Raw genomic sequence first — 18,596 nt, forward strand, 5'->3', positions numbered from 1 at the left:
GAAGCCTTACTTCCTTTTTTGCTTTTACTACAGCACACAAGCGGCTTTCCTGACGTTTTTACAGTAGCCTATCACCAATACGTACTGAGCTTAAATGGTTGTACCGGCCAACGGACTCGGAATATTATCCGCTCGTTTGCGCTTCAGCACCAGGGCACTAATCAGGGTAACGAGTAGATTGATGGGGAAGATCTCCAGAAACGTAATGCCAATCAGCCCCACCCAGGTATCGTAGTAGGCGAACATCCTGCTCATCTCCTGCCGGGCCTGTTCAAGCTCAGCCGGTGATTTTCCGTCTGATTTCAGTTTATTAAGTGCGCTGGCGGTGTAATCCTGGACGAAGTTTGGATACACCGTTTTGTAGACGATGACCCAGGTTGCTACGTATAGTGCCGAAGCGATCAGGGCAATACTTAGTCCCATCAGAAAGGCGTCTTTAAAGGAAATCTGTCCGGCCTGGTACCGGTCCCGGTAGCTCTTGATGGCTACCGGAATCATCGACGCGGCCAGGAGCATAGACGTGTAGCCGATTAGCTCACCCCACTCGAAGCTGGTTGGATTTTGCTGGTGAATGAGCATCATAACCACCAGCATGGCGGATACAATCAGACCGGCGATGCTCCCGAAGATAAGGATAGTACGTTGCATAGTTTTGGTTGGTTTGTCGGCCAAAATTGTCCTTCGCAATGCACGTTTCTTTCATTCGTTTGGGTGATTTTACTTAAATCACCCAAACGAATGAGGAATTCCCTTACCGAATCAGTCCCAGCGACCGGGCTTTGTCAACGGCCTGCGTCCGGCGTTTTACGTCTAATTTGGCATATAGGTTACTCAGATGCGTCTTGACAGTATTAGTGGAGACGAACAGATGACTGGCAATTTCTTCGTTGCTGCACCCCTGCGCCAGTTGGTCCAGCACCTCCAGTTCCCGGCTGCTGATACCCAGTTGCGCCAATACCTGGGGCGCCGGTTGAAGCGGAACCACCGGCACCGACACTACGACCGTCTTTTCAACAATCACCGGCGCTGACCAGCGAAGCCCAACCCAGATGCCTACGCCCACAAAGAGGATTGCAACCAAGAGGACATAGGCTTCAAGCGCATGATCGATCACCATGAACCGATACCGCGACCAGGCCATTACGCTCAGTAGAACTCCCAGCGCCAGGCCATAAAGCAGCACCATCCGAACCTTAGACGCCTTTCGGGTCATAATGAATGTGTCTGTACGAATTAATACTCCTGCTCCAGCGGGTGCACCATAAACTCGTCAATGACGACATGAGCCGGGCGACTGACAATGAAGAGCATTGACTCAGCCATGTCTTCCTCTTTCAGCCAGTTTTGTGAGGTTTCATGACCGTGGCCTTTGGCGTGAAAGTGCGAATCAACCAGGCCCGAATAAACGCCTGTCACTTTGATCCCGAACGGCCGAACCTCCTTCCGCAACGCGCCCATAAACGCTTCCTGCGCGTACTTACTGGCCGTATAGAGCGAACCACCCGCGAATGTCCGCTTGGCTACGTCTGAGGCCACGACCACGATATGCCCCGATCCCTGAGCTTTTAAGGTTGGCAGGGCGGCTTTGGTCAGCAGGAATGTCCCTTTCACATTGGTGTCCATTAGGGCATCCCACTCGTCCACAGTGATTTCGTCGACGTTTTTGAACACACCGTAACCCGCGTTGTTGATAACGATGTCGATTCGGCCGAAGCGCTCGAGAGCCGTTTCCACAACGCGCTGCATGTCGGACTCGCTGGATACGTCGCCGGGAACGGCCACGACACGACCATGCGGACCCGCGGATTCAACCTGCTTCAGTTCAATCACGTTGCGGGCTGTTATGACTACATTCGCTCCCTGTTCGGCTAATAATAACGCCGTAGCCCGGCCAATACCCCGCGATGCGCCGGAGATAATAACGGTTTTGTTCTCTATACTCATGACATATACGTTAGCTGCCCGAAGCAGTCAGGCGCTAAGTTCGTGATGATTTTGCAAAGAATGCAGGCATCTATAGCCTACGTTAGTTATCTACTAACAATTAGCCTGAACGGCCGGTTGTCATATGCGCTTATGTGTAACACACGGCGTAGGCGATTACGACGAGTATGCCCGTAGACATACACCCTACACTGAACGAAACACCCGTTCATCATCTTTTCAACGACTCGGTTTCATCAGCATTACGTATATCAGTCATTGTTCCGGTGCGCGACGAAACGGCTCACCTGGAGCAAACGCTGGATGCCCTCCGGAATCAGATCAACGCGAACGCCGGGCCAATTAGCCCGGATTTGTACGAGGTTCTGCTGCTGGCAAACAACTGCACAGACGACTCTTACGAGCTGGCTAAGCATTACCAGACTTGTTATCCCGACTTTCCGCTACACCTTGCGCAGATTCAGCTTCCCGCACACCAGGCCAACATCGGTACCGTCCGGCGGCTGCTGATGGACGAAGCGTGTCGGCGACTGCTGAGCGTCGGTAATGAAAACGGCATCATTGCCTCCACTGACGGCGATACTACGGTAGATGCTCAGTGGTTATGGCATATTATGGCGGAGATCGATAAAGGCTGCGACGCGGTAGCCGGGCGCATCATTGCCCAGCCCGACAGCAGCCCGGCGCGATTATTTCATGTGCGCGATGTGACGTATCGCCAACTGATTACCAAGGTTGAATCGCTGCTCGACCCGCACGTACACGACCCCTGGCCGCGCCATTTTCAGCATTTTGGAGCCAGCTTTGCCGTAACCTGCCGGGCGTACCTACAGGCTGGACGGCTACCGGAAGTGCCTTATCTGGAAGACGAAGCGCTTTACAAAGCGCTGCTGCGTATCGATGCCAAAATTCGAAAAAGTCCCCACGTAAAAGTTCGTACGTCGGCCCGGCTCCAGGGACGTGTAGCGATTGGTTTCTCAGAGCAGCTACGTAGCTGGGCAAAGATGCACTACGATCAGCAGGTGCAGTTAGCCGAACCACCCGGTGCTTTATTAATCCGGTTCAGTAACCGGCATCGGCTTCGCCTGCTGTGGCAACACCGCCATGCAACCGTTTCGACGGACGAATTAGCCATCATTGCTCGGGAACTGTGCATCTCCGAACGCTGGTTACAATGTCACCTAACGGCTTACCCCTATTTTGGGCAGCTTTGGGAGCAGGTAGAAGTCAGCATGAGCCATAACGACTGGCTCCGGGCATGGCCACCTATTCCCATTACGGAAGCCATTCAGCAGCTACGCGATTATTTCTGTTCATTAACTGCCACTACCGCTTCTCCAACAGGTCGAGTCGGTACTGTTCGTTCCGTTGGCTAAGCAGGGATTGCAGGGGTTGCCCAGGGGCAGTCAGTTCCAGGAAAGCCTCGTGTACCTGATCGCCCGTCAGGGGATAGTCCGGTACGAACGGCGTCCAGTGCACCAGGAGCAGGTGGCCACCGGGCCGCAGGTGGTCAAGCATACAGTGTTGCGCCTGCCGCAGGTCGTCCAGGGAGAGGTAATAACCAACTTCGGACAACAAAATCAGATCGAACTGATCATCGGGGAACTGACCAGGTATGCTCATCTGCCGGACGGTAACCTGCGGGAAGGCCGCCAGTCGCTCACGGGCTTGCTTTAGCGGCAACTCGCTGGCATCGACGGACAGTAACCGATCACATCGTTGCGCCAGCATTGCGCTCAAGACACCAATCGAACAGCCAATTTCGAAGGCGTTGGCATATCGTTCGTTGGGAAGAGCGGCCAATGTAGCCTGGTACTTACTGCGTTCGTATTCGCTGGTGGCAAACTGCCAGGGGTCGTCGCTGGCGCGGTAGATATGGTCGAAATAAGCCTGCGATAAGCTACTGCTCATGATTGAAAAAACACTTCGGTCGGAATTTGAAAAAAGCGCAGCAAGTCAGGGGACAAGTAAAAACCGGTAGGGTCATCGTCGATTAACCGCGTTACCTGAGAACAATGCGCGGCAATGGCCTGCTGCTTCAACGCCATGACCGAATCAATAGCTACGCTTTGCATACGTACCTCGCCAAGATGAGGTCGGTCTTCGTTGGTGCCTAATTCCCACAACCAGATAGGATACTCAACCACAGTCGGCGGGTCAGTTAGCTGCGCTACGGCAGCCTGGGTGAGATGCCACGAGGCCCGATGGTCGGGGTGCGGATCGCGTCGCCAGGGTACCAATACCGTTTCCGGCGCTATGTTTTCCAGCCGATCGGCTACGTCTCTGCTTGCTGTCGTAAACGTCGGGCTATCCGGCGTTGGCACCTGCGTATCCTTGAGCCGCATGAACTGAACAGCCTCCGCTTCAACACCCAGAATACGCAAGGCTTCAAGCGCTTCAGTTTCGCGGAGTTGCCGCAGTCTGTCGGCTGGGTACTGCTTTGACTGCGGATGCGACATACTCCCGTCGCTGACGAAGATGACATGAACCGGATAGCCGGCCTGCCGCAGCCGGGCAATCGTCCCCCCGCACCCCAGCGATTCATCATCGGGATGCGGAGCAATCACGACCGTCGCGCCGAACTGGTGTAGTAACCTATCACCGGCCGGTTCAACGTACTTGTCGATAAACTGAGTTTGATCAATGCCAGAGATCATGAATCCGGGAAAGGTTTTGCAGTACATAATGACCCGTTTGGGTAAGAGCCGCATCCGGCGCGGGCTGGCGCAGGTACATGCTCAGATCCCGGTGAATACGCTCGAACGGTAGCGGACGCAGCAGCCCCCTGGCCCCCACCGACCGTTCGGCCAGTTCCAGCGTTCGCAGGCAGATTTGTTCGATAGCCGTACGGGTCATATTGGCATACGCCACAATCTTATCGGCCTCTGCGTGCTGGGCCAGCCAGGCGTCGGTCTTATCGCCGGCGGAAGTGAGCCACTGGCTGCCAGATTCGACCAGGCAGGCCATTTCCGCCACCCGGGCCTGCTGAAATGGGTCGCTTATACGATTCAGGTTATTTAAATACGTCCGGGTTTCGTTTACTAACGCTTCGGCCGCTCCAAGCTGAACAGCGGCAAAACGAATAGCCCCCCCACTGAAGTACGGCTGCCGCAGATAATCGCCGGGCGCACCCAGCAGATCGTGTTCATTTACTTCAATACCCGTGAAGTCCAGTTTAAAACTGGCCGATGAACGCATACCCAGCGGTTGCCAGAAACGGTCGTCCTGAGGGATAGCTTTCACGCTCTCCGTCGGGACGATGCACATTTGCCAGCCGGTCCGGTCGGCACCTATCAGTTCGCCCGTAATCAATGGCCGCTGAATCCAGCCCGCGCCGGAGCAAAACGTTTTAGCGCCCTTTAGCACGTACCGACCCGCCCCGACGGCATGGATACGAACACCGTCGTCAGCCTGCGTATTCCAGACACTGAACAACCGCTGATGATCGATCACATCGGCGTAGTAGCGTTTCTGCTGTTCCGTTGTGCCAAACAAATGAATGAGCAGCAACGCGTTGAGGTGGCCTTCATAGAGCCGTCCGACCGATAGGTTACCGCTTCCGATGCGTTTGAGTAGCTGCAATAATTCGCCCGTTTGCGGCTGGTTAAAATCAAGCTCCTGGTCAGGCAGGGTTATACCCAATAAACCGGCATCGGCCAGCCATTGAAATTCGTTTTCTGGAAACGCGCCTTCTACATCACTCTGCGGAGCATAGTCAGCCAGCCGTTGCACCAGTTGATTTATAAGTTGAGGGTTAATTCGTTCTGTCAGGCGTGTAGCGGGTGTCGTTGATGAATCCATCATACGATTGCAATGCTATGTATAAGCAAAATGTTTACCGCCCCGTCAACATAACGCCAATTTCCATCGTATAGCCAGCTTTGGACAGAGTGCCCCGGCAGCTTCATCGGATACAACGAAGCTGCGTATCTTTACTACGTTATTCAACAGACTATGCACGAATCCCTCGCCAACAAACTACACCAGTTAGAGCAGAAATTTGCCGCCATGGGGCAGGATATGAACGCCTACCTCGAAGGCCTGCTCCAGGCCGATTACCTGACGTACTGGGATTACGTTCATCTTGATACGCTGCTGTCGCTGCAAAACCCCAAAACCGCCTACCCCGACGAGCTGATCTTTGTCACGTATCATCAAATTACGGAGCTATACTTCAAACTGATTCTGCACGAAATTGCCCAGATTGCTGACGCGCAACCCCTAACGACCAGCTTCTTTACGGCCCGGATGCAGCGTATTAACCGGTACTTTGCCCTGCTCGAAGAGTCGTTCGGAATTATGATTTCGGGAATGGAGCGGGAGCAGTTTTTGAAGTTTCGCATGGCGTTGCTGCCCTCGAGCGGGTTTCAGTCGGTGCAGTTTCGTGAGATTGAAATCGTTTCGACCGACTTTACCAACCTGCTGGCCGAGCCACCAACAAGCGCTACGTCCATCGCCGGGCAGTATGACGCCATCTACTGGAAACGGGGCGCTACCGAGCTGGCAACCCAGCAGAAAACACTGACGCTCCGCCAGTTCGACCAACAGTACAGCACGCGACTCATCCGGCTGGCCGAAAGTTATCAGGCCAAAAACCTGTATCAGCGCTACCAGGCATTAGAAACAGCCGGACAGATCACTGACGATCTTCGTATGGCCCTGCGGGAGTACGACCACCGCGTCAATGTCCGATGGAAGCTGGCTCACCTGCGTTCGGCCGTGCAGTATCTTCATAAAGAACCGGAAGATATTCGGGCAACCGGGGGCACGAACTGGCAAACCTACCTCCCGCCCGTTCAGCAGCAACGGGTATTTTTTCCATCGCTCTGGTCACAGGACGAACGGCAAGCGTGGGGGCAATCGATCCGGCAGCCCGACCAGCCTATCAATAACTTAACCCCATAATTTAAACTATATCAAGTTTCTATTATAACATACCGATACACACGTCGGACATATCGATATACCCTTTTCATTTGCATTAGAATTAGTCTAAATAAGTATGAGCTATAGATCCTTACTCACTATACTGATCGCGTTATCCTTTTGGGTAACCGTAATACCTTCTCTGCTTGCGCAGACGTCTACAACGGGCATCATCATTGGGAAAGTCAATGACCACAATGGCCAGCCGCTGCCCCAGGTCAACGTACGGTTGTCCGGGACGCAGTTCGGAACGCTTACCAATGAACAGGGCACGTACCAGCTCAATAACGTACCGGCCGGAACCTACACTTTAATAATCAGCCGGATGGGCCATGGTCGGTCCCAGCAATCGATTACGGTCCGGGCCAATGAAACGACGGAGGCTGCGAACCTGATGCTCAACGAGTCTGCTCAGAACCTCGACGAGGTAACCGTAGAGGGTAAAAACCCCTACAAAGCTGACCTACCGTCCTACAGCCTGCGTGTCAAAACGCCGTTGATTGAACTGCCGCAGAACGTGCAGGTAGTTAACCGCCAACTTCTGGCCGACCAGCAGATTTTCGATATGCTCGAAGGAGTTTCGCGCAATATCAGTGGCGTTACCAAACAGGAACACTGGGACAACTACGCCCGGTTGAACATGCGCGGCTCGCGGATTGCCCCCTTCCGCAACGGCATGAACGTACAGTCAACCTGGGGGCCGCTGGCCGAAGATATGTCGATGGTGGAGCGGATCGAGTTCGTAAAAGGTCCCGCCGGGTTCATGATGGCAAACGGCGAACCGAGCGGTTTTTATAACGTCGTGACCAAAAAGCCGACCGGTATAACTAAAGGCGAAGCTACGATGACGATGGGTAGTTTTGATACGTACCGCGCCACGGTCGATCTGGACGGCAAACTCAAGCAGGATGGCAGCCTGCTGTACCGGCTGAACCTGATGGGGCAGGCCAAAGGTTCGTTCCGGGAGTTTGAGTACAACAACCGCTACACGATCGCACCGGTGCTGAAATACAAACTCAGCGAACAGACCTCGATCACGGCTGAATACACCTACCAGTTCTCGCAGATGTCGGCCATTGGATCAGCTTACCTGTTTGCCAAAAACGGTTTCGAGCGGCTACCGTTCAACGCAACGACGGCTTCGGCTAACCTGGACCCAACCAACATCAATGATCACAGCTCGTTCGTGATTCTGGAACACCAGATCAGCCCCAACTGGAAGCTGACAGGCCAGCTCGCCTACTTCAACTACAAGCAGATCGGCAGCTCGCTATGGGCCGACTCGGCAAAGGCCAACGGGGATTTATACCGCAATGTCAGCATCTGGGACGCATCCAACGAAGGTAAATTCGGGCAGCTTTTCATTAACGGCGACGTAACGACCGGACCGGTTACCCACCGCATTCTGGCTGGCCTGGACCTGGGTAACAAGAAATACATCGCCGACTGGAACCAGTCGTTTCCGCTCTACGACAGCACGACGGTCTTCAACATCTACCAGCCCAACTACTATTTGCCGGCGAACCTGCTGCCCCGATTCAACCGCTCAACGAGCCTGCGTTACCGGGCCGGGGTTAACGTACTGAGCCAGTCATACGCGGGAATTTATGTGCAGGACGAGCTACGTTTCTGGCAGGACCGCATCCGCCTGACGCTGGCCGGCCGACTTACCTCCGCCAAAGACAGCCAGTATGGTAGCGGCACCGATGAGACTGTATTTACCCCACGGGTAGGCATCAGCGGCTCGATCAACAAACAAACGTCAGTGTACGCACTGTACGACCAGGCATTCGTACCTCAATCCGGTGTCGATGCGCGGGGCAATGCGTTCCGACCGATCACGGGCGACAACCTCGAAGCTGGCTTGAAGAGAGAGTGGGCCGGTGGGCGCTGGCAGTCAACACTTTCGGTGTATCAGATTACGAAGAACAACGTATTAACGGCCGACCCCGGCAATCCGAACTTCTCGGTACAACTCGGGCAGACCCGTACCAGCGGGGTTGAATTTGACCTACAGGGCGAGCTGTTACCCGGTCTGAGCCTGGTGGCTAACTACGCCTACACCGACTCGAAAATCACGAAAGACACGCGTTCAGAAAACGTTGGTCAGTACGTTCCCGGTTTCGCCAAGCACGTAACAAACGCCTGGCTGTCGTATCGGCTGCGGAAGGGCGCGTTGCAGGGCGTAGGGGTTTCGCTCGGGTACCAGGGGCAATTGGAGCGGTTCGGCTGGTTCGTCGACCCAACCTCGAACAAATCAAACCTGCCTGACTACTTCCGCGCCGACGGAGCCGTATCGTGGCAGAACAACCGGGTTAGCCTGGCCCTGAACGTCAACAACATCCTGAATGCGTACCTGTATTCGGGCGCTCCGTATCCCTACAGTGGCTATTATTACTGGCAGGCCGAAGCTCCGCGTAACTTCCGCTTAAGTATGGCTTACCGCTTCTAACGTTATGACAATCAAGAAGACAATCGGCATGATTCACCTCTGGCTCGGACTCGCGTCCGGGCTGGTGGTGTTTGTTATCAGCATTACGGGCTGCCTGTACGCGTTCCAGGACGAAATCCAGAACCTGACGCAGTCGTATCGGTTCGTCGAAGCCAGGAACCAGTCGTTTCTGCCGCCCTCCACGCTCAAGGCCATCGCCATGAAGGAGTTGCCCGAAAAGCATTTGCACGCCGTGATGTATGGTAAAAAAGACCAGGCCGCGCAGGTGATGTTCTTTCACTTCGAGCCGTCGTATTACTACAGCGTGTATCTGAATCCGTACACAGGCGAGGTGCTGAAGGTGAAAGACATGGACGCCGATTTCTTCCGGATTGTGCTGATGGGACATTTCTACCTCTGGTTACCGCCGACAATCGGTCAGCCCGTAGTAGCGTCGGCTACGTTGATCTTTGTCGTTATGCTGATTTCGGGTATCGTGTTGTGGTGGCCTAAAAACAGGAATGCGGCAAAGCAACGGTTTTCCATCAAATGGAAGGCAGCCTGGCGACGGACCAACTACGACCTCCACAACGTACTGGGCTTCTACGCGACGTGGGTGTTGCTCATTCTGGCCCTGACGGGCCTGGTCTGGGGCTTTCAGTGGTTTGCCAAGTCGGTACATACGCTGGCCGGTGGCGAAAAGTCATTGATTTATCAGGACCCAGTATCCGACAAACCGCAGCCCTTAGCAATTCTCCCTGCCCAGGCTCCGGCCATCGACCGGGTGTGGCAAAAAATGACCGCCGAACACCCTACGGCGGAGGTGATGGAGGTGCATATTCCCGATACGGATTCATCGGCCATTGCCGCCAGCGCCAACCCCGACGGTCGTACGTACTGGCAAACCGATTATCGATTCTTTGACCAATACACGTTGAAAGAGCTCTCTGTTGGGCATGTTTACGGTCGATTTGGCCAGGCCAACCGCGCGGATAAGCTCATTCGCATGAATTACGACATCCACACGGGTGCTATTCTGGGTTTGCCGGGTAAAATTCTGGCGTTTTTTGCCTCGCTGATTGCGGCCAGTTTGCCTATCACCGGCTTCCTGATCTGGTGGGGCCGGCGTAAACACGGCCGCCGGAAGCAAAACAAAACAACCCAACGGGTGCAAAAGCCCACGAAACCTATCCGAACGGTTTCTTCTGCTAACATTTGATGGCTTCCGTCCTGTTTTTATTGGCTGGAAGCTTTGTACCGTATCGCTTCGTATAAGATTTCGAAAACCCGTAAGCCAACCCTGCGCAGGGTTGGCTTACGGGTTTATGGTATTGTTCAATGATGTATGATCGTTATAATGGTCGCGCCATAACGAGTATGTACCGTTTCCTCATCAATCAACTCGCTTAACTTTCTTACTAACCATTTCCCGGTTAGATGGACAGTGTAATTATAATTCTTGAGGGATATGAATATAAGCCATGCCCTTATTCAAGCTATTTCAATGACTGGGATAACCCAGGACGAACTAGCAAAGCGGGTTAAGGTAAGCCCCAGTATGATCAATCAGCTCTGTCGGGGGAGCCGAGATGCAACTGAAGGACTGGTTGGCCAACTGGCTAATGCGCTTCAATGCAATGTGTCCATTACTGTCCAGTTTACCAGGAAGCCTACCCCAAATCAAGCGGATAACAACAAAACCAGTCAGGGGATGTCTAAAAATTCGCCTTAAGCTCTAAGGATCAATGCCTATCCTCAATTTTAGGACGTGTCCGATGGTGTTACAGCACAGACACGACCACATAGGCAGCCTATTTTATCAGTAAGCTACCAGCTTGCGTCGATAAAACCATGTTGGCCTCCGCTGGTAGTAGTCAGGCCCCTGTCACGCTCGAAAGAATACAGCCAATAACCTACTGATCAATAAAAACCAACGCTATGGAAACGACAATGAAGGCTGCCGTGAAAACCGCCGACGGTACGTTTGATGTGACCGAAGTTAACACCCCAACCCTACCAAAGCCCGACTGGGTACGGGCCAGGGTAAGGGTATCGGGTATTTGCGGCACCGATCTGCGTCATTGGAAACACGAAGACCCGAACCTGGAAGGTAAAATCATGGGGCACGAACTGGCGGGCGAGATCGTCGAAGTTGGGGATGCCGTTACCAATGTCAAACCGGGCGACCGGGTCGTTATCGAAACCCTGCTTGGCGATGAAACGTGCGACTGGTGCCGGGTGCAGCAATACAACCTCTGCCCTCACCTCTACGAAGTGCGGATGAAGACGATCTCCCAAGCCTTCGCTGCGTACGTGATCGGACCAGCTAAGAAGTTCTACAAACTGCCCGACCACGTGAGTTTTGAAGAAGCCACGCTGCTGGATACCTTTTCGGTTAGTCTACATGCCATTCATTTGAGCGGGCTGAGCCTAAACGACAAAGTGGCGGTGATCGGGGCCGGGCCAATCGGGCTGGGGCAGTTGCAACTGGCCAAGCTGTGTGGCGCGGATGTAATCGTGACCGATGTCGTCGATTCGTCGCTGCAACTGGCGAAGGAACTCGGTGCCGACGCCGTTGTCAATACCAAAACGGACGACGGCTATCAACGGGTTATGGAGTTTACCGGTAATCGGGGTGCAGATATCGCCTTCGAGTGCGTTGGTGGGCCATCCATGCCGACTACGTTGTCGCAAGCCACGGAATTCGCACGAATTGGCGGAAAAGTTGTGATCGTGGGCGGTTTTGAAGCCGGCAAAACAGCGATCGAACTGGACTGGCAACGTATCCAGATGTCGGAAATCAAGCTGATCCCGAGTGCGAGCTATTCGTTCTGGGATATCTATCCCGAAATGCAGATGTGTCTGGATTTGCTGGCCAAAGGAAAACTGAACGCCCGTAAGCTGATCACCCATAGCTTTCCGCTCGATGAAATCAATAAGGCGTTTGAAACGGCTCAGGATAAGGAGCATACGCATGCCGTTTTCGTAGCGCTTACCATTTAAGGGAATGTTTTGGTGTCGGGTATACGTCACTGACACCAAAACACGCTGTCAGCTCCTACTTCCGGCTTTTGTAATACCGAATCATTTCCGGATAGCCCATGCCCATCGAGAGTCCCGTTACGGCCTGGGTTATCCGTTTGGTTTTGGTCTCCACCGTTTTGGCGTCTTCGATCCACTTGCTGAAATAGGTCTGGTGTCCTTTCGACAGGCCGTTGAAAAACGAAAGGGCGGCCGGTTCATCGTCCAGGCACGCCATCAGATCGGCCGACAGTTCAATGGGGGAATCATCCACGGCCAGTTCGACCCGTACCGACGCGCCTTCTTCCTTGCGAATACCCCGACGCATGACAGCGTTGACCGGCATGATAAACTGCCCGTCGCCCATCGGGATTAGGGCAATTTGTTTGATGGCAAAATTATCCAGACAGCCCTTTACCCGAAAGGAGGTTTTCTGACCGGGCTTTAGCGTGGCCGTTATGTCAATCGGAATCTCAAGGTAGGTCCAGCCCGTCTTCTCCCCTTTCTCCTCAAATCGTTGGAGAATCGCCGTAAATGTGTGCATCAGAACTCTTTTTCACCAAATTCGTTGGTCGGCAATTTAGCCGGTTTGCTCCGTTGACGCAACGAATAGCTGATGTTCACCAGCAGAATGTCCTTCTCCTGAATGTAATTGGTCGTCGTGAAAAAATTGCGGCCCGGCATGGAGGTGCCCGGTATGGAGGTGCCCGGCATGGAGGTGCCACGGGTGGTGATGCGTTGTTCGTTCGTGGGTAGCCAGCCGAGTCCGATGTTCTGCCACTGCATGGTGATAGCCAGCCGATTGGCGCGAAAGCTTTTCCTGACGGAGAGGTTGGGCTGGAAGAAGCGGGAATCTTCACCCTGTGCTGTGATACGTTGCGACAGGTAGTTAAGATTTCCCTGAATTACCCACGACGGTGCTGGCTGTACGCTTGTATTTACGTTAACCGAGTACACCCAGGCTGCGTTATTGAATACCACCGCGTTCTGAAAGAATCGGGCTGCGTTCAGCTGGCCACTAATGACCGACCGATAGACCGTGCCACCAACGTAGAGCTTCCAGCCTTTGGTCAACGCCAGATCCGTTGCTACCTCCAGACCGTATCGCTGCGCCCGGCCGGCATTTGTGTAGATTCGGTTCAGGATGGTATCGGCAAAGACACTGTTCACGCGGTTGACAATGTTTTGTATGTTCTGGTGATACAGGGTAGCCTGTAGCGTACTCCGGCCAATGGTTCGGCTAACACCCAGTTCGCTGAGGTCAACAAATTCGGGAAGCAGGGCCGGATCGCCCTGTTCGAGCGTTTCGGAGTGTTCGCGTTCGGGGAGCGGATTGAGCGCCAGGTTACTCGTGCGCTGCACCCGGCGGCTGTACCCCAACCGGAGCTGCCAGGCATCGGTGGGTCGGAACACTACGTTAGCCGATGGAAACAAATTACGCAGCGACAGCGGAAAGAGCTGTTCCTGCGGCCGAATCTGCACCTGCCGCTCCGCCGACTCAAAACGCAGGCCCGCCGTGTACTCCCAGCGTTTGGTTTTGCGGCCATACTGGCTATACAAACTATGGATCTGGTTCGACACCCGCACCCGACCCGTAAACGCATCAATAACCCGCAACGGCGCCCCACGCCCGTCCTGTTCCAGGAACCGGTAGTCGCCATCGTCCTCCTGATAGCGGTATTGATACCCCGCTTCCAGCTTGCCACCTGCCAGCGGCCACGTAGCGTCGACATTCGCCCGGGCGTTACTAATCGGCCGGGCGGTGGTTGTCAGCGTGTATTGCAGGGTGTCGCGGGTGTCGGTACGGTGAACGTTCAGGTTGCGCGTGAATCCATCCAGATAGTCATATTCGTACAGAGCACCGGCACTCAGCGTGGCCTTGTTTGTGAACGTATGCGTATAATCCAGATTAGCCGTGAAGAATTGCCCTCGCTTACGCACCAGATTGGTGTTGAAATAGCTGAACTGGCTCAGCGTCTGTCCCGTTGTGCGGTCGATGGTCCGGTTATTATAAATCAGGTCGGCGATCCGGTCTTCGGTGCGGTAGCCGTAGTACACCCCACCCGACCAGACATCTTTCTTATTCGGGGTAAAGCTAACGGCCAATCGGTTTGTGAAGGTATATCGGTCAAAACTCCGCTCACCCACGCTGGGGAACGTCGTAAATCGATTGTTACGGGTTGTGTTTACATCGCCCTCCCGCCGACCGGCAATGTCGTTGCGGAGATAGGCCGTGCTGAATGTCCAGTCCCAGCGGGCCGTGCGGTAGCTGAGCGTTATATCGGTACCGTATCGAACCGGTTTGCGGGCGTTGCCAAACGCACCAAGGCTCGGCAGGCCACCCTGCGCGTTCACCAGCACGGACAGCCCCACATCAGCACCGGCTTTGGTAGTGATGGCAATGATTCCCGCTTTGCCATCGGGATCGTACCTGGCCGAGGGCGTCGTGATAACATCGATGGATTCAATGGTGTTGGCGGGGAGTTGGTTCAGTAACGTACCGAGGTTGGCCTGTACGGGTTTCCCGTTAAGCAGCACCAGAAACCCATTGGCTCCGCGCTGCGTCACTTCCCCTTCGGCGTTGATACTGATACCCGGCAGGTTCCGCAGCAGATCGGTGGCCGTGCCACCCACGGCCGCCTGGAACTGAGCGGCCCGGTACGTCTGCCGGTCAGCTTTTACGGCCAGATCGGACCGCTGACCGGTGATCACGACTTCGCTTAATTGATTGCTGGTGCCCTCCAGCCACAGAGTATCGAGCCGGAGGGTCTGCCCCTGCCGGAGGGTTAGAGGCCCTATGTCCCGCGCTTTGTAGCCAATAAAAAACGTCCTGAGCTGATACTGACCAGGAGGAATCGCGGCAATACGAAACACGCCGACCGAATCGGTGATGGTTCCAGCAACGGCCACTGAATCAGCGGGGCGGTACAGGGCTACGCTCACGTACTCCACGGGGCGCCTTGTTGTCTTGTCCATGACTAATCCAGAAACTCCGGTCTGAGCATGAACCAGATGAAAGCAGATGAACGATAATAGAGTAGTCAATAAATGTTTGTGCATTCGCTCGGGCGATCAGTCGGCAAAAGATAAAGTAATTGGGCTGATAGTTGTTCAGTTTATTATTTATCAATTCGTTAAACATGATTTTTTCGATTCAGTAGTCTCCCGGCAGTTCACGCTTCTTCTGTGTACCGCGCCAGGGTAGCGCGCAGGGAATCCGTAAGCTCCCGGACCAGACTGTCCGGCTGCAGCACTTTCAGATGCTCGCCGTAACTGCGCAGATGCATCAGCAGGTCGCGATTAGGAGCGAGTCGGAGCCGGATAATACACTCCGTATCATTATCGCAGATTATTTCCTGCGTTTGATGAATGGGCTTCGCCTTAACGTACCGCCCGAACAGGGGCGTAAACTGCAGCACAATTTCCTCGACCGGTCCGCTGCTGTCGGTAATCCCGTAGATGTGTTCAAACAGTTCGCTGACGTTGGTCAGTACGTTCGGCGGTACGTCGCAGGGATCATCCAGAATTTCCAGGTCGCTCATGCGGTCTAGTGCAAAAGTCTTTTCCCGGCCGCTGGGCGCGTCGTAGCCGATTACGTACCAGCTATCCGAAACTTCACGTAACAGAATCGGGTGCAGAATACGTAGTTTCGGGCGCTCCTCGCCGGGCGTCGACGTTTCATGCTTGCGGTACCGGAATGCAACCTGCCGGTTCTGGTTAACCGCCCGGATCAGTGCCGGTACGTAATGCCGGTTCCCCCCCAGAATCCGCTCCTCTACGTACACCACCCGGCGCATCTGGCCCGCAGCATGGCTATCCCGTTTCACCTCCCGAATGATGTCGAGACTCTGCCGAACGCGCTCCAGGGCATTATCCAGTTCATTGGCTACCGAAGCCCCCTGGGTAGCAGCCAGCACCTCGCGGGCCTGCTCCATCGCTTCCATGTCGTCGGGGGTGAGCATCAGCTTCAGGAGCCGGAACTGCGGATTGGTGTAGTAATACCCGTTCCGCTTTTTGCAGTAGGCAATCGGCGCTTCGTGGTCTTCGCGCAGGCGTTGAATATCCTTCTCCAGCGAGGATACGGACCGGATGCCACACTTGTCCTGCAGGAGTTCAAATAGTCGCTGTTTGGAATACTGGCGCGGGTAACGGCTGATGATCTCGTCGATCAGGCGGTATCGCTGGAAAGCAGAGCGGGTGATGGGCATGAGATGTGATAAGGTAGGGACGCCGATTCTGTAGAGACGCAACATGTTGCGTCTCTACGGCAAACATGCCAAAAATTTTTTCACAAAAAAAGATGAACAGAAAAAGATTACGTTCTGGCGGGTAGAACTTTGTTCTGTCACTTTTAAACAACGATACAAATGAACACGCTCTTTCGCCCTGCACGCCGGACCGCCTACGCCCAGAGCCAGGCCCAGCCGGCCATCCTGTTCCCGGCTATGACCCCGCAAACCCAGTGGGTTGGCGAAGCAGCACAACGCCCGCGTCCGGCCCGCCGACCGGCTCTGTCGGCTCAGCAATTGCTGGACGTAGAACTGGGGCTGTTTCTGGTATCTCAATTGCTGCCGACGGCTTCGCCTGATGCGCTGCCCTCCCTGCTGAACGAGAGCAATGGCTCATTTCTGGAGCGCCGTACGTGGACACCCCGGCAACACAAATTACTCAACCGTGGGCGGGCTTTGCTGGCGCATATTCAGCAGCCAAACGTCTGGCACGCCCTGCTCGACGCCTACGCCAACACTCCGGACCGCCTGCAGGCCTACGACATCAGTACCGATCGTAGCCGGTTCAAAGAGAAGCAGGTAGGATTTTTCCGCAACCGGATTCTAATGCTCAAGCAAACGGTGGGATAAGCTCAACATGCTATCCACTCTCCATTTTTTCACCTGCTTAACCACACTTTATTCCATGATTTCCGGTCTGCTGCAGCGCATCACAACCAAGACAAACCCAGCAATTACCTTACAACAAATTCAACCAGCACCAACCCCTGACAACCCTACTACAGGCTCCCACCCAGCCCTTCAGCCCAAAGCCGTACCCGCAAAGGCCTTCCGGATGGCCAAGCTTATTATGGTCACGGCCGAGAACAACAACAAGTACTATGAGATGCGCGAGAACGATAATGGTACGTTCACTGTGCAGTACGGTCGGGTGGGCGGCACGCATAGCACGGCTACTTATCCGCTGGCACAATGGGACAAGAAGTTTCGCGAGAAAGTGGCGAAGGGGTATATAGATCAAACCCACTTGTTTGCCGAAACCCGCGTAGTAACGGACGCCAGCTCGATTGACAACCCGGCCGTACGCGGTCTGATGAGCCGGCTGCTGGAACTCGCCAACCGGTCTATCTATCAGAACTACGTCGTTACGGCTCAGGAAGTGACTCGCAAGCAGGTCGATGCGGCCCAGCGCCTGCTCGACGAACTGGCCGACATGATGGGGTCTGGCCTGAACACCGATACGTTCAACCGCACGCTGCTGGACCTGTTCAAAACCATTCCGCGCAAGATGGGCAAGGTCAGCGAACACCTCCTTACGCAGCCACCCCAGTCGGCCGACGAGCTGCAATCGCTCCGGGATCGGATGGCCGGTGAGCAGGATACGCTGGACGTCATGCGTGGGCAGGTCGAATTAACGCAGTCGACTACCCAGCCCGACCAGCCACCGGTTTCGCTCCTGGAAACGATGAACCTGACCATGGAGCCAGTGACGGACAAACGCTTACTGACGCTCATCAAGCGCATGATGGGTCCCGACGCCGACAAGTTCGATGCGGCCTTCAGCGTGTGTCAGGCCAGTACGCAGGCGGCTTTCGACAAGTACGTGAGCAAGCAGAAAAACCGCAGAACGCAGTTACTCTGGCACGGGAGCCGCAGCGAAAACTGGCTCTCGATCCTGAAAACAGGTTTAGTGCTACGTCCGGCCAATGCTGTCATTACGGGGAAGATGTTCGGCTACGGAATCTACTTCGCCGATCAGTTCAGCAAATCGTTGAACTACACCTCTCTGCACGGGTCTGTATGGGCGAAGGGAACGCACCAGGAAGGCTATCTGGCTATTTATGAGGTACATGTGGGTGAGCAACTGGTCGTTAACCAACACGAACACTGGCATATGCAACTGGATGCCGACCGATTGCAACAGATTGATTCCAGGTACGATTCGGTCTACGCCCAACGGGGTGTGAGTCTGCTGAAAAACGAATTCATTGTGTATAACCAGGCGCAGTGTACGATCCGGTACATGGTCCGAATCAAGGTGTAAG

The 18,596-nt window shown here is 54.5% G+C and carries 17 protein-coding genes; 8 read left to right on the top strand and 9 right to left on the bottom strand.

All coding sequences use genetic code 11. The features are described 5' to 3' along the window. Window positions 1-90: 90 nt before the first annotated feature. The 3 genes from BN8_RS20775 to BN8_RS20785 form a co-directional block, all read right to left on the bottom strand. Window positions 91-648, bottom strand: coding sequence for a DUF4199 domain-containing protein (locus BN8_RS20775; RefSeq protein WP_009283904.1), 558 nt, complete (start codon window positions 646-648; stop codon window positions 91-93). Between the two features lie 103 nt (window positions 649-751). Beyond that, window positions 752-1,213, bottom strand: a complete 462-nt coding sequence (locus BN8_RS20780) for a helix-turn-helix transcriptional regulator (protein ID WP_009283905.1) — start codon at window positions 1,211-1,213, stop codon at window positions 752-754. 20 nt (window positions 1,214-1,233) lie between these two features. Then, the gene (locus BN8_RS20785; RefSeq protein ID WP_009283906.1) at window positions 1,234-1,944 is read right to left on the bottom strand and encodes an SDR family oxidoreductase; all 711 of its coding nucleotides are present in this window, start codon (window positions 1,942-1,944) and stop codon (window positions 1,234-1,236) included. 167 nt (window positions 1,945-2,111) lie between these two features. Between BN8_RS20785 and BN8_RS20790 the strand changes: the two genes are divergently transcribed. Next, on the top strand, window positions 2,112-3,320 hold the full coding sequence (locus BN8_RS20790) for a glycosyltransferase family 2 protein (RefSeq protein WP_009283907.1): 1,209 nt from the start codon (window positions 2,112-2,114) through the stop codon (window positions 3,318-3,320). On the opposite strand, the gene BN8_RS20795 is transcribed toward BN8_RS20790, so the two are convergent. The 3 genes from BN8_RS20795 to BN8_RS20805 are packed head-to-tail and all read right to left on the bottom strand — an operon-like array spanning window position 3,271 to window position 5,748. Beyond that, window positions 3,271-3,855, bottom strand: coding sequence for a class I SAM-dependent DNA methyltransferase (locus BN8_RS20795; RefSeq protein WP_009283908.1), 585 nt, complete (start codon window positions 3,853-3,855; stop codon window positions 3,271-3,273). The genes BN8_RS20790 and BN8_RS20795 overlap by 50 nt on opposite strands. Next, window positions 3,852-4,601, bottom strand: coding sequence for a PIG-L deacetylase family protein (locus tag BN8_RS20800; RefSeq protein WP_040006391.1), 750 nt, complete (start codon window positions 4,599-4,601; stop codon window positions 3,852-3,854). The genes BN8_RS20795 and BN8_RS20800 overlap by 4 nt, the downstream gene beginning before the upstream one ends. Next, window positions 4,585-5,748, bottom strand: coding sequence for an acyl-CoA dehydrogenase family protein (locus tag BN8_RS20805; RefSeq protein WP_009283910.1), 1,164 nt, complete (start codon window positions 5,746-5,748; stop codon window positions 4,585-4,587). Before BN8_RS20805 ends, BN8_RS20800 begins: the two co-directional genes overlap by 17 nt. A 150-nt stretch (window positions 5,749-5,898) precedes the next feature. Here BN8_RS20805 and BN8_RS20810 point away from each other — a divergent pair, with 150 nt between their 5' ends. The 5 genes from BN8_RS20810 to BN8_RS20830 all read left to right on the top strand — a co-directional run bounded on the left by BN8_RS20810 (window position 5,899) and on the right by BN8_RS20830 (window position 12,304). After that, window positions 5,899-6,849, top strand: a complete 951-nt coding sequence (locus BN8_RS20810) for a tryptophan 2,3-dioxygenase family protein (protein WP_009283911.1) — start codon at window positions 5,899-5,901, stop codon at window positions 6,847-6,849. A 97-nt stretch (window positions 6,850-6,946) separates the two neighbouring features. Then, on the top strand, window positions 6,947-9,322 hold the full coding sequence (locus BN8_RS20815; protein WP_009283912.1) for a TonB-dependent receptor: 2,376 nt from the start codon (window positions 6,947-6,949) through the stop codon (window positions 9,320-9,322). 4 nt (window positions 9,323-9,326) lie between these two features. After that, the gene (locus tag BN8_RS20820; RefSeq protein ID WP_009283913.1) at window positions 9,327-10,520 is read left to right on the top strand and encodes a PepSY-associated TM helix domain-containing protein; all 1,194 of its coding nucleotides are present in this window, start codon (window positions 9,327-9,329) and stop codon (window positions 10,518-10,520) included. A gap of 285 nt (window positions 10,521-10,805) precedes the next feature. Next, a complete protein-coding gene (locus tag BN8_RS33960; RefSeq protein ID WP_192579081.1) occupies window positions 10,806-11,033 on the top strand; it encodes a helix-turn-helix domain-containing protein in 228 nt (75 codons plus the stop codon). A 206-nt stretch (window positions 11,034-11,239) separates the two neighbouring features. After that, complete coding sequence (locus BN8_RS20830) at window positions 11,240-12,304, top strand: zinc-dependent alcohol dehydrogenase (RefSeq protein ID WP_009283914.1); 1,065 nt, start codon at window positions 11,240-11,242, stop codon at window positions 12,302-12,304. A 55-nt stretch (window positions 12,305-12,359) separates the two neighbouring features. Here the strand turns inward: BN8_RS20830 and BN8_RS20835 are convergent, their stop codons facing one another. The 3 genes from BN8_RS20835 to BN8_RS20845 all read right to left on the bottom strand — a co-directional run bounded on the left by BN8_RS20835 (window position 12,360) and on the right by BN8_RS20845 (window position 16,530). Further along, window positions 12,360-12,866: a YdeI/OmpD-associated family protein gene (locus BN8_RS20835; protein WP_009283915.1), complete on the bottom strand. Its 507-nt coding sequence runs from the start codon at window positions 12,864-12,866 to the stop codon at window positions 12,360-12,362. After that, complete coding sequence (locus tag BN8_RS20840; protein ID WP_009283916.1) at window positions 12,866-15,382, bottom strand: TonB-dependent receptor; 2,517 nt, start codon at window positions 15,380-15,382, stop codon at window positions 12,866-12,868. The genes BN8_RS20835 and BN8_RS20840 overlap by 1 nt, the downstream gene beginning before the upstream one ends. Before the next feature lie 113 nt (window positions 15,383-15,495). Beyond that, window positions 15,496-16,530 carry a helix-turn-helix transcriptional regulator gene (locus BN8_RS20845; RefSeq protein WP_040006394.1) on the bottom strand — a complete coding sequence of 345 codons (1,035 nt, stop codon included), beginning with the start codon at window positions 16,528-16,530 and terminating at the stop codon, window positions 15,496-15,498. A 159-nt stretch (window positions 16,531-16,689) separates the two neighbouring features. Here BN8_RS20845 and BN8_RS20850 point away from each other — a divergent pair, with 159 nt between their 5' ends. Then, window positions 16,690-17,181 carry a pPIWI_RE_Z domain-containing protein gene (locus tag BN8_RS20850; RefSeq protein WP_009283919.1) on the top strand — a complete coding sequence of 164 codons (492 nt, stop codon included), beginning with the start codon at window positions 16,690-16,692 and terminating at the stop codon, window positions 17,179-17,181. Window positions 17,182-17,236: 55 nt separating this feature from the next. After that, window positions 17,237-18,595: an ADP-ribose polymerase gene (locus BN8_RS20855; protein ID WP_040006395.1), complete on the top strand. Its 1,359-nt coding sequence runs from the start codon at window positions 17,237-17,239 to the stop codon at window positions 18,593-18,595. Window position 18,596: the final 1 nt, after the last annotated feature.

Origin of the sequence: Fibrisoma limi BUZ 3 (assembly GCF_000296815.2) — a bacterium.
GTDB lineage: Bacteria > Bacteroidota > Bacteroidia > Cytophagales > Spirosomataceae > Fibrisoma > Fibrisoma limi.

What these genes read in the sequence shown, in the direction of transcription:
- BN8_RS20810 (WP_009283911.1), top strand. Translation starts at nt 5,899, where the DNA reads ATGCACGAATCCCTCGCCAACAAACTACACCAGTTAGAGCAGAAATTT.
- BN8_RS20780 (WP_009283905.1), bottom strand. Translation starts at nt 1,213, where the DNA reads ATGACCCGAAAGGCGTCTAAGGTTCGGATGGTGCTGCTTTATGGCCTG.
- BN8_RS20820 (WP_009283913.1), top strand. Translation starts at nt 9,327, where the DNA reads ATGACAATCAAGAAGACAATCGGCATGATTCACCTCTGGCTCGGACTC.
- BN8_RS20835 (WP_009283915.1), bottom strand. Translation starts at nt 12,866, where the DNA reads ATGCACACATTTACGGCGATTCTCCAACGATTTGAGGAGAAAGGGGAG.
- BN8_RS20805 (WP_009283910.1), bottom strand. Translation starts at nt 5,748, where the DNA reads ATGATGGATTCATCAACGACACCCGCTACACGCCTGACAGAACGAATT.
- BN8_RS20830 (WP_009283914.1), top strand. Translation starts at nt 11,240, where the DNA reads ATGGAAACGACAATGAAGGCTGCCGTGAAAACCGCCGACGGTACGTTT.
- BN8_RS20815 (WP_009283912.1), top strand. Translation starts at nt 6,947, where the DNA reads ATGAGCTATAGATCCTTACTCACTATACTGATCGCGTTATCCTTTTGG.
- BN8_RS20795 (WP_009283908.1), bottom strand. Translation starts at nt 3,855, where the DNA reads ATGAGCAGTAGCTTATCGCAGGCTTATTTCGACCATATCTACCGCGCC.
- BN8_RS20855 (WP_040006395.1), top strand. Translation starts at nt 17,237, where the DNA reads ATGATTTCCGGTCTGCTGCAGCGCATCACAACCAAGACAAACCCAGCA.
- BN8_RS33960 (WP_192579081.1), top strand. Translation starts at nt 10,806, where the DNA reads ATGACTGGGATAACCCAGGACGAACTAGCAAAGCGGGTTAAGGTAAGC.
- BN8_RS20845 (WP_040006394.1), bottom strand. Translation starts at nt 16,530, where the DNA reads ATGCCCATCACCCGCTCTGCTTTCCAGCGATACCGCCTGATCGACGAG.
- BN8_RS20775 (WP_009283904.1), bottom strand. Translation starts at nt 648, where the DNA reads ATGCAACGTACTATCCTTATCTTCGGGAGCATCGCCGGTCTGATTGTA.
- BN8_RS20785 (WP_009283906.1), bottom strand. Translation starts at nt 1,944, where the DNA reads ATGAGTATAGAGAACAAAACCGTTATTATCTCCGGCGCATCGCGGGGT.
- BN8_RS20800 (WP_040006391.1), bottom strand. Translation starts at nt 4,601, where the DNA reads ATGATCTCTGGCATTGATCAAACTCAGTTTATCGACAAGTACGTTGAA.
- BN8_RS20850 (WP_009283919.1), top strand. Translation starts at nt 16,690, where the DNA reads ATGAACACGCTCTTTCGCCCTGCACGCCGGACCGCCTACGCCCAGAGC.
- BN8_RS20840 (WP_009283916.1), bottom strand. Translation starts at nt 15,382, where the DNA reads ATGCACAAACATTTATTGACTACTCTATTATCGTTCATCTGCTTTCAT.
- BN8_RS20790 (WP_009283907.1), top strand. Translation starts at nt 2,112, where the DNA reads ATGCCCGTAGACATACACCCTACACTGAACGAAACACCCGTTCATCAT.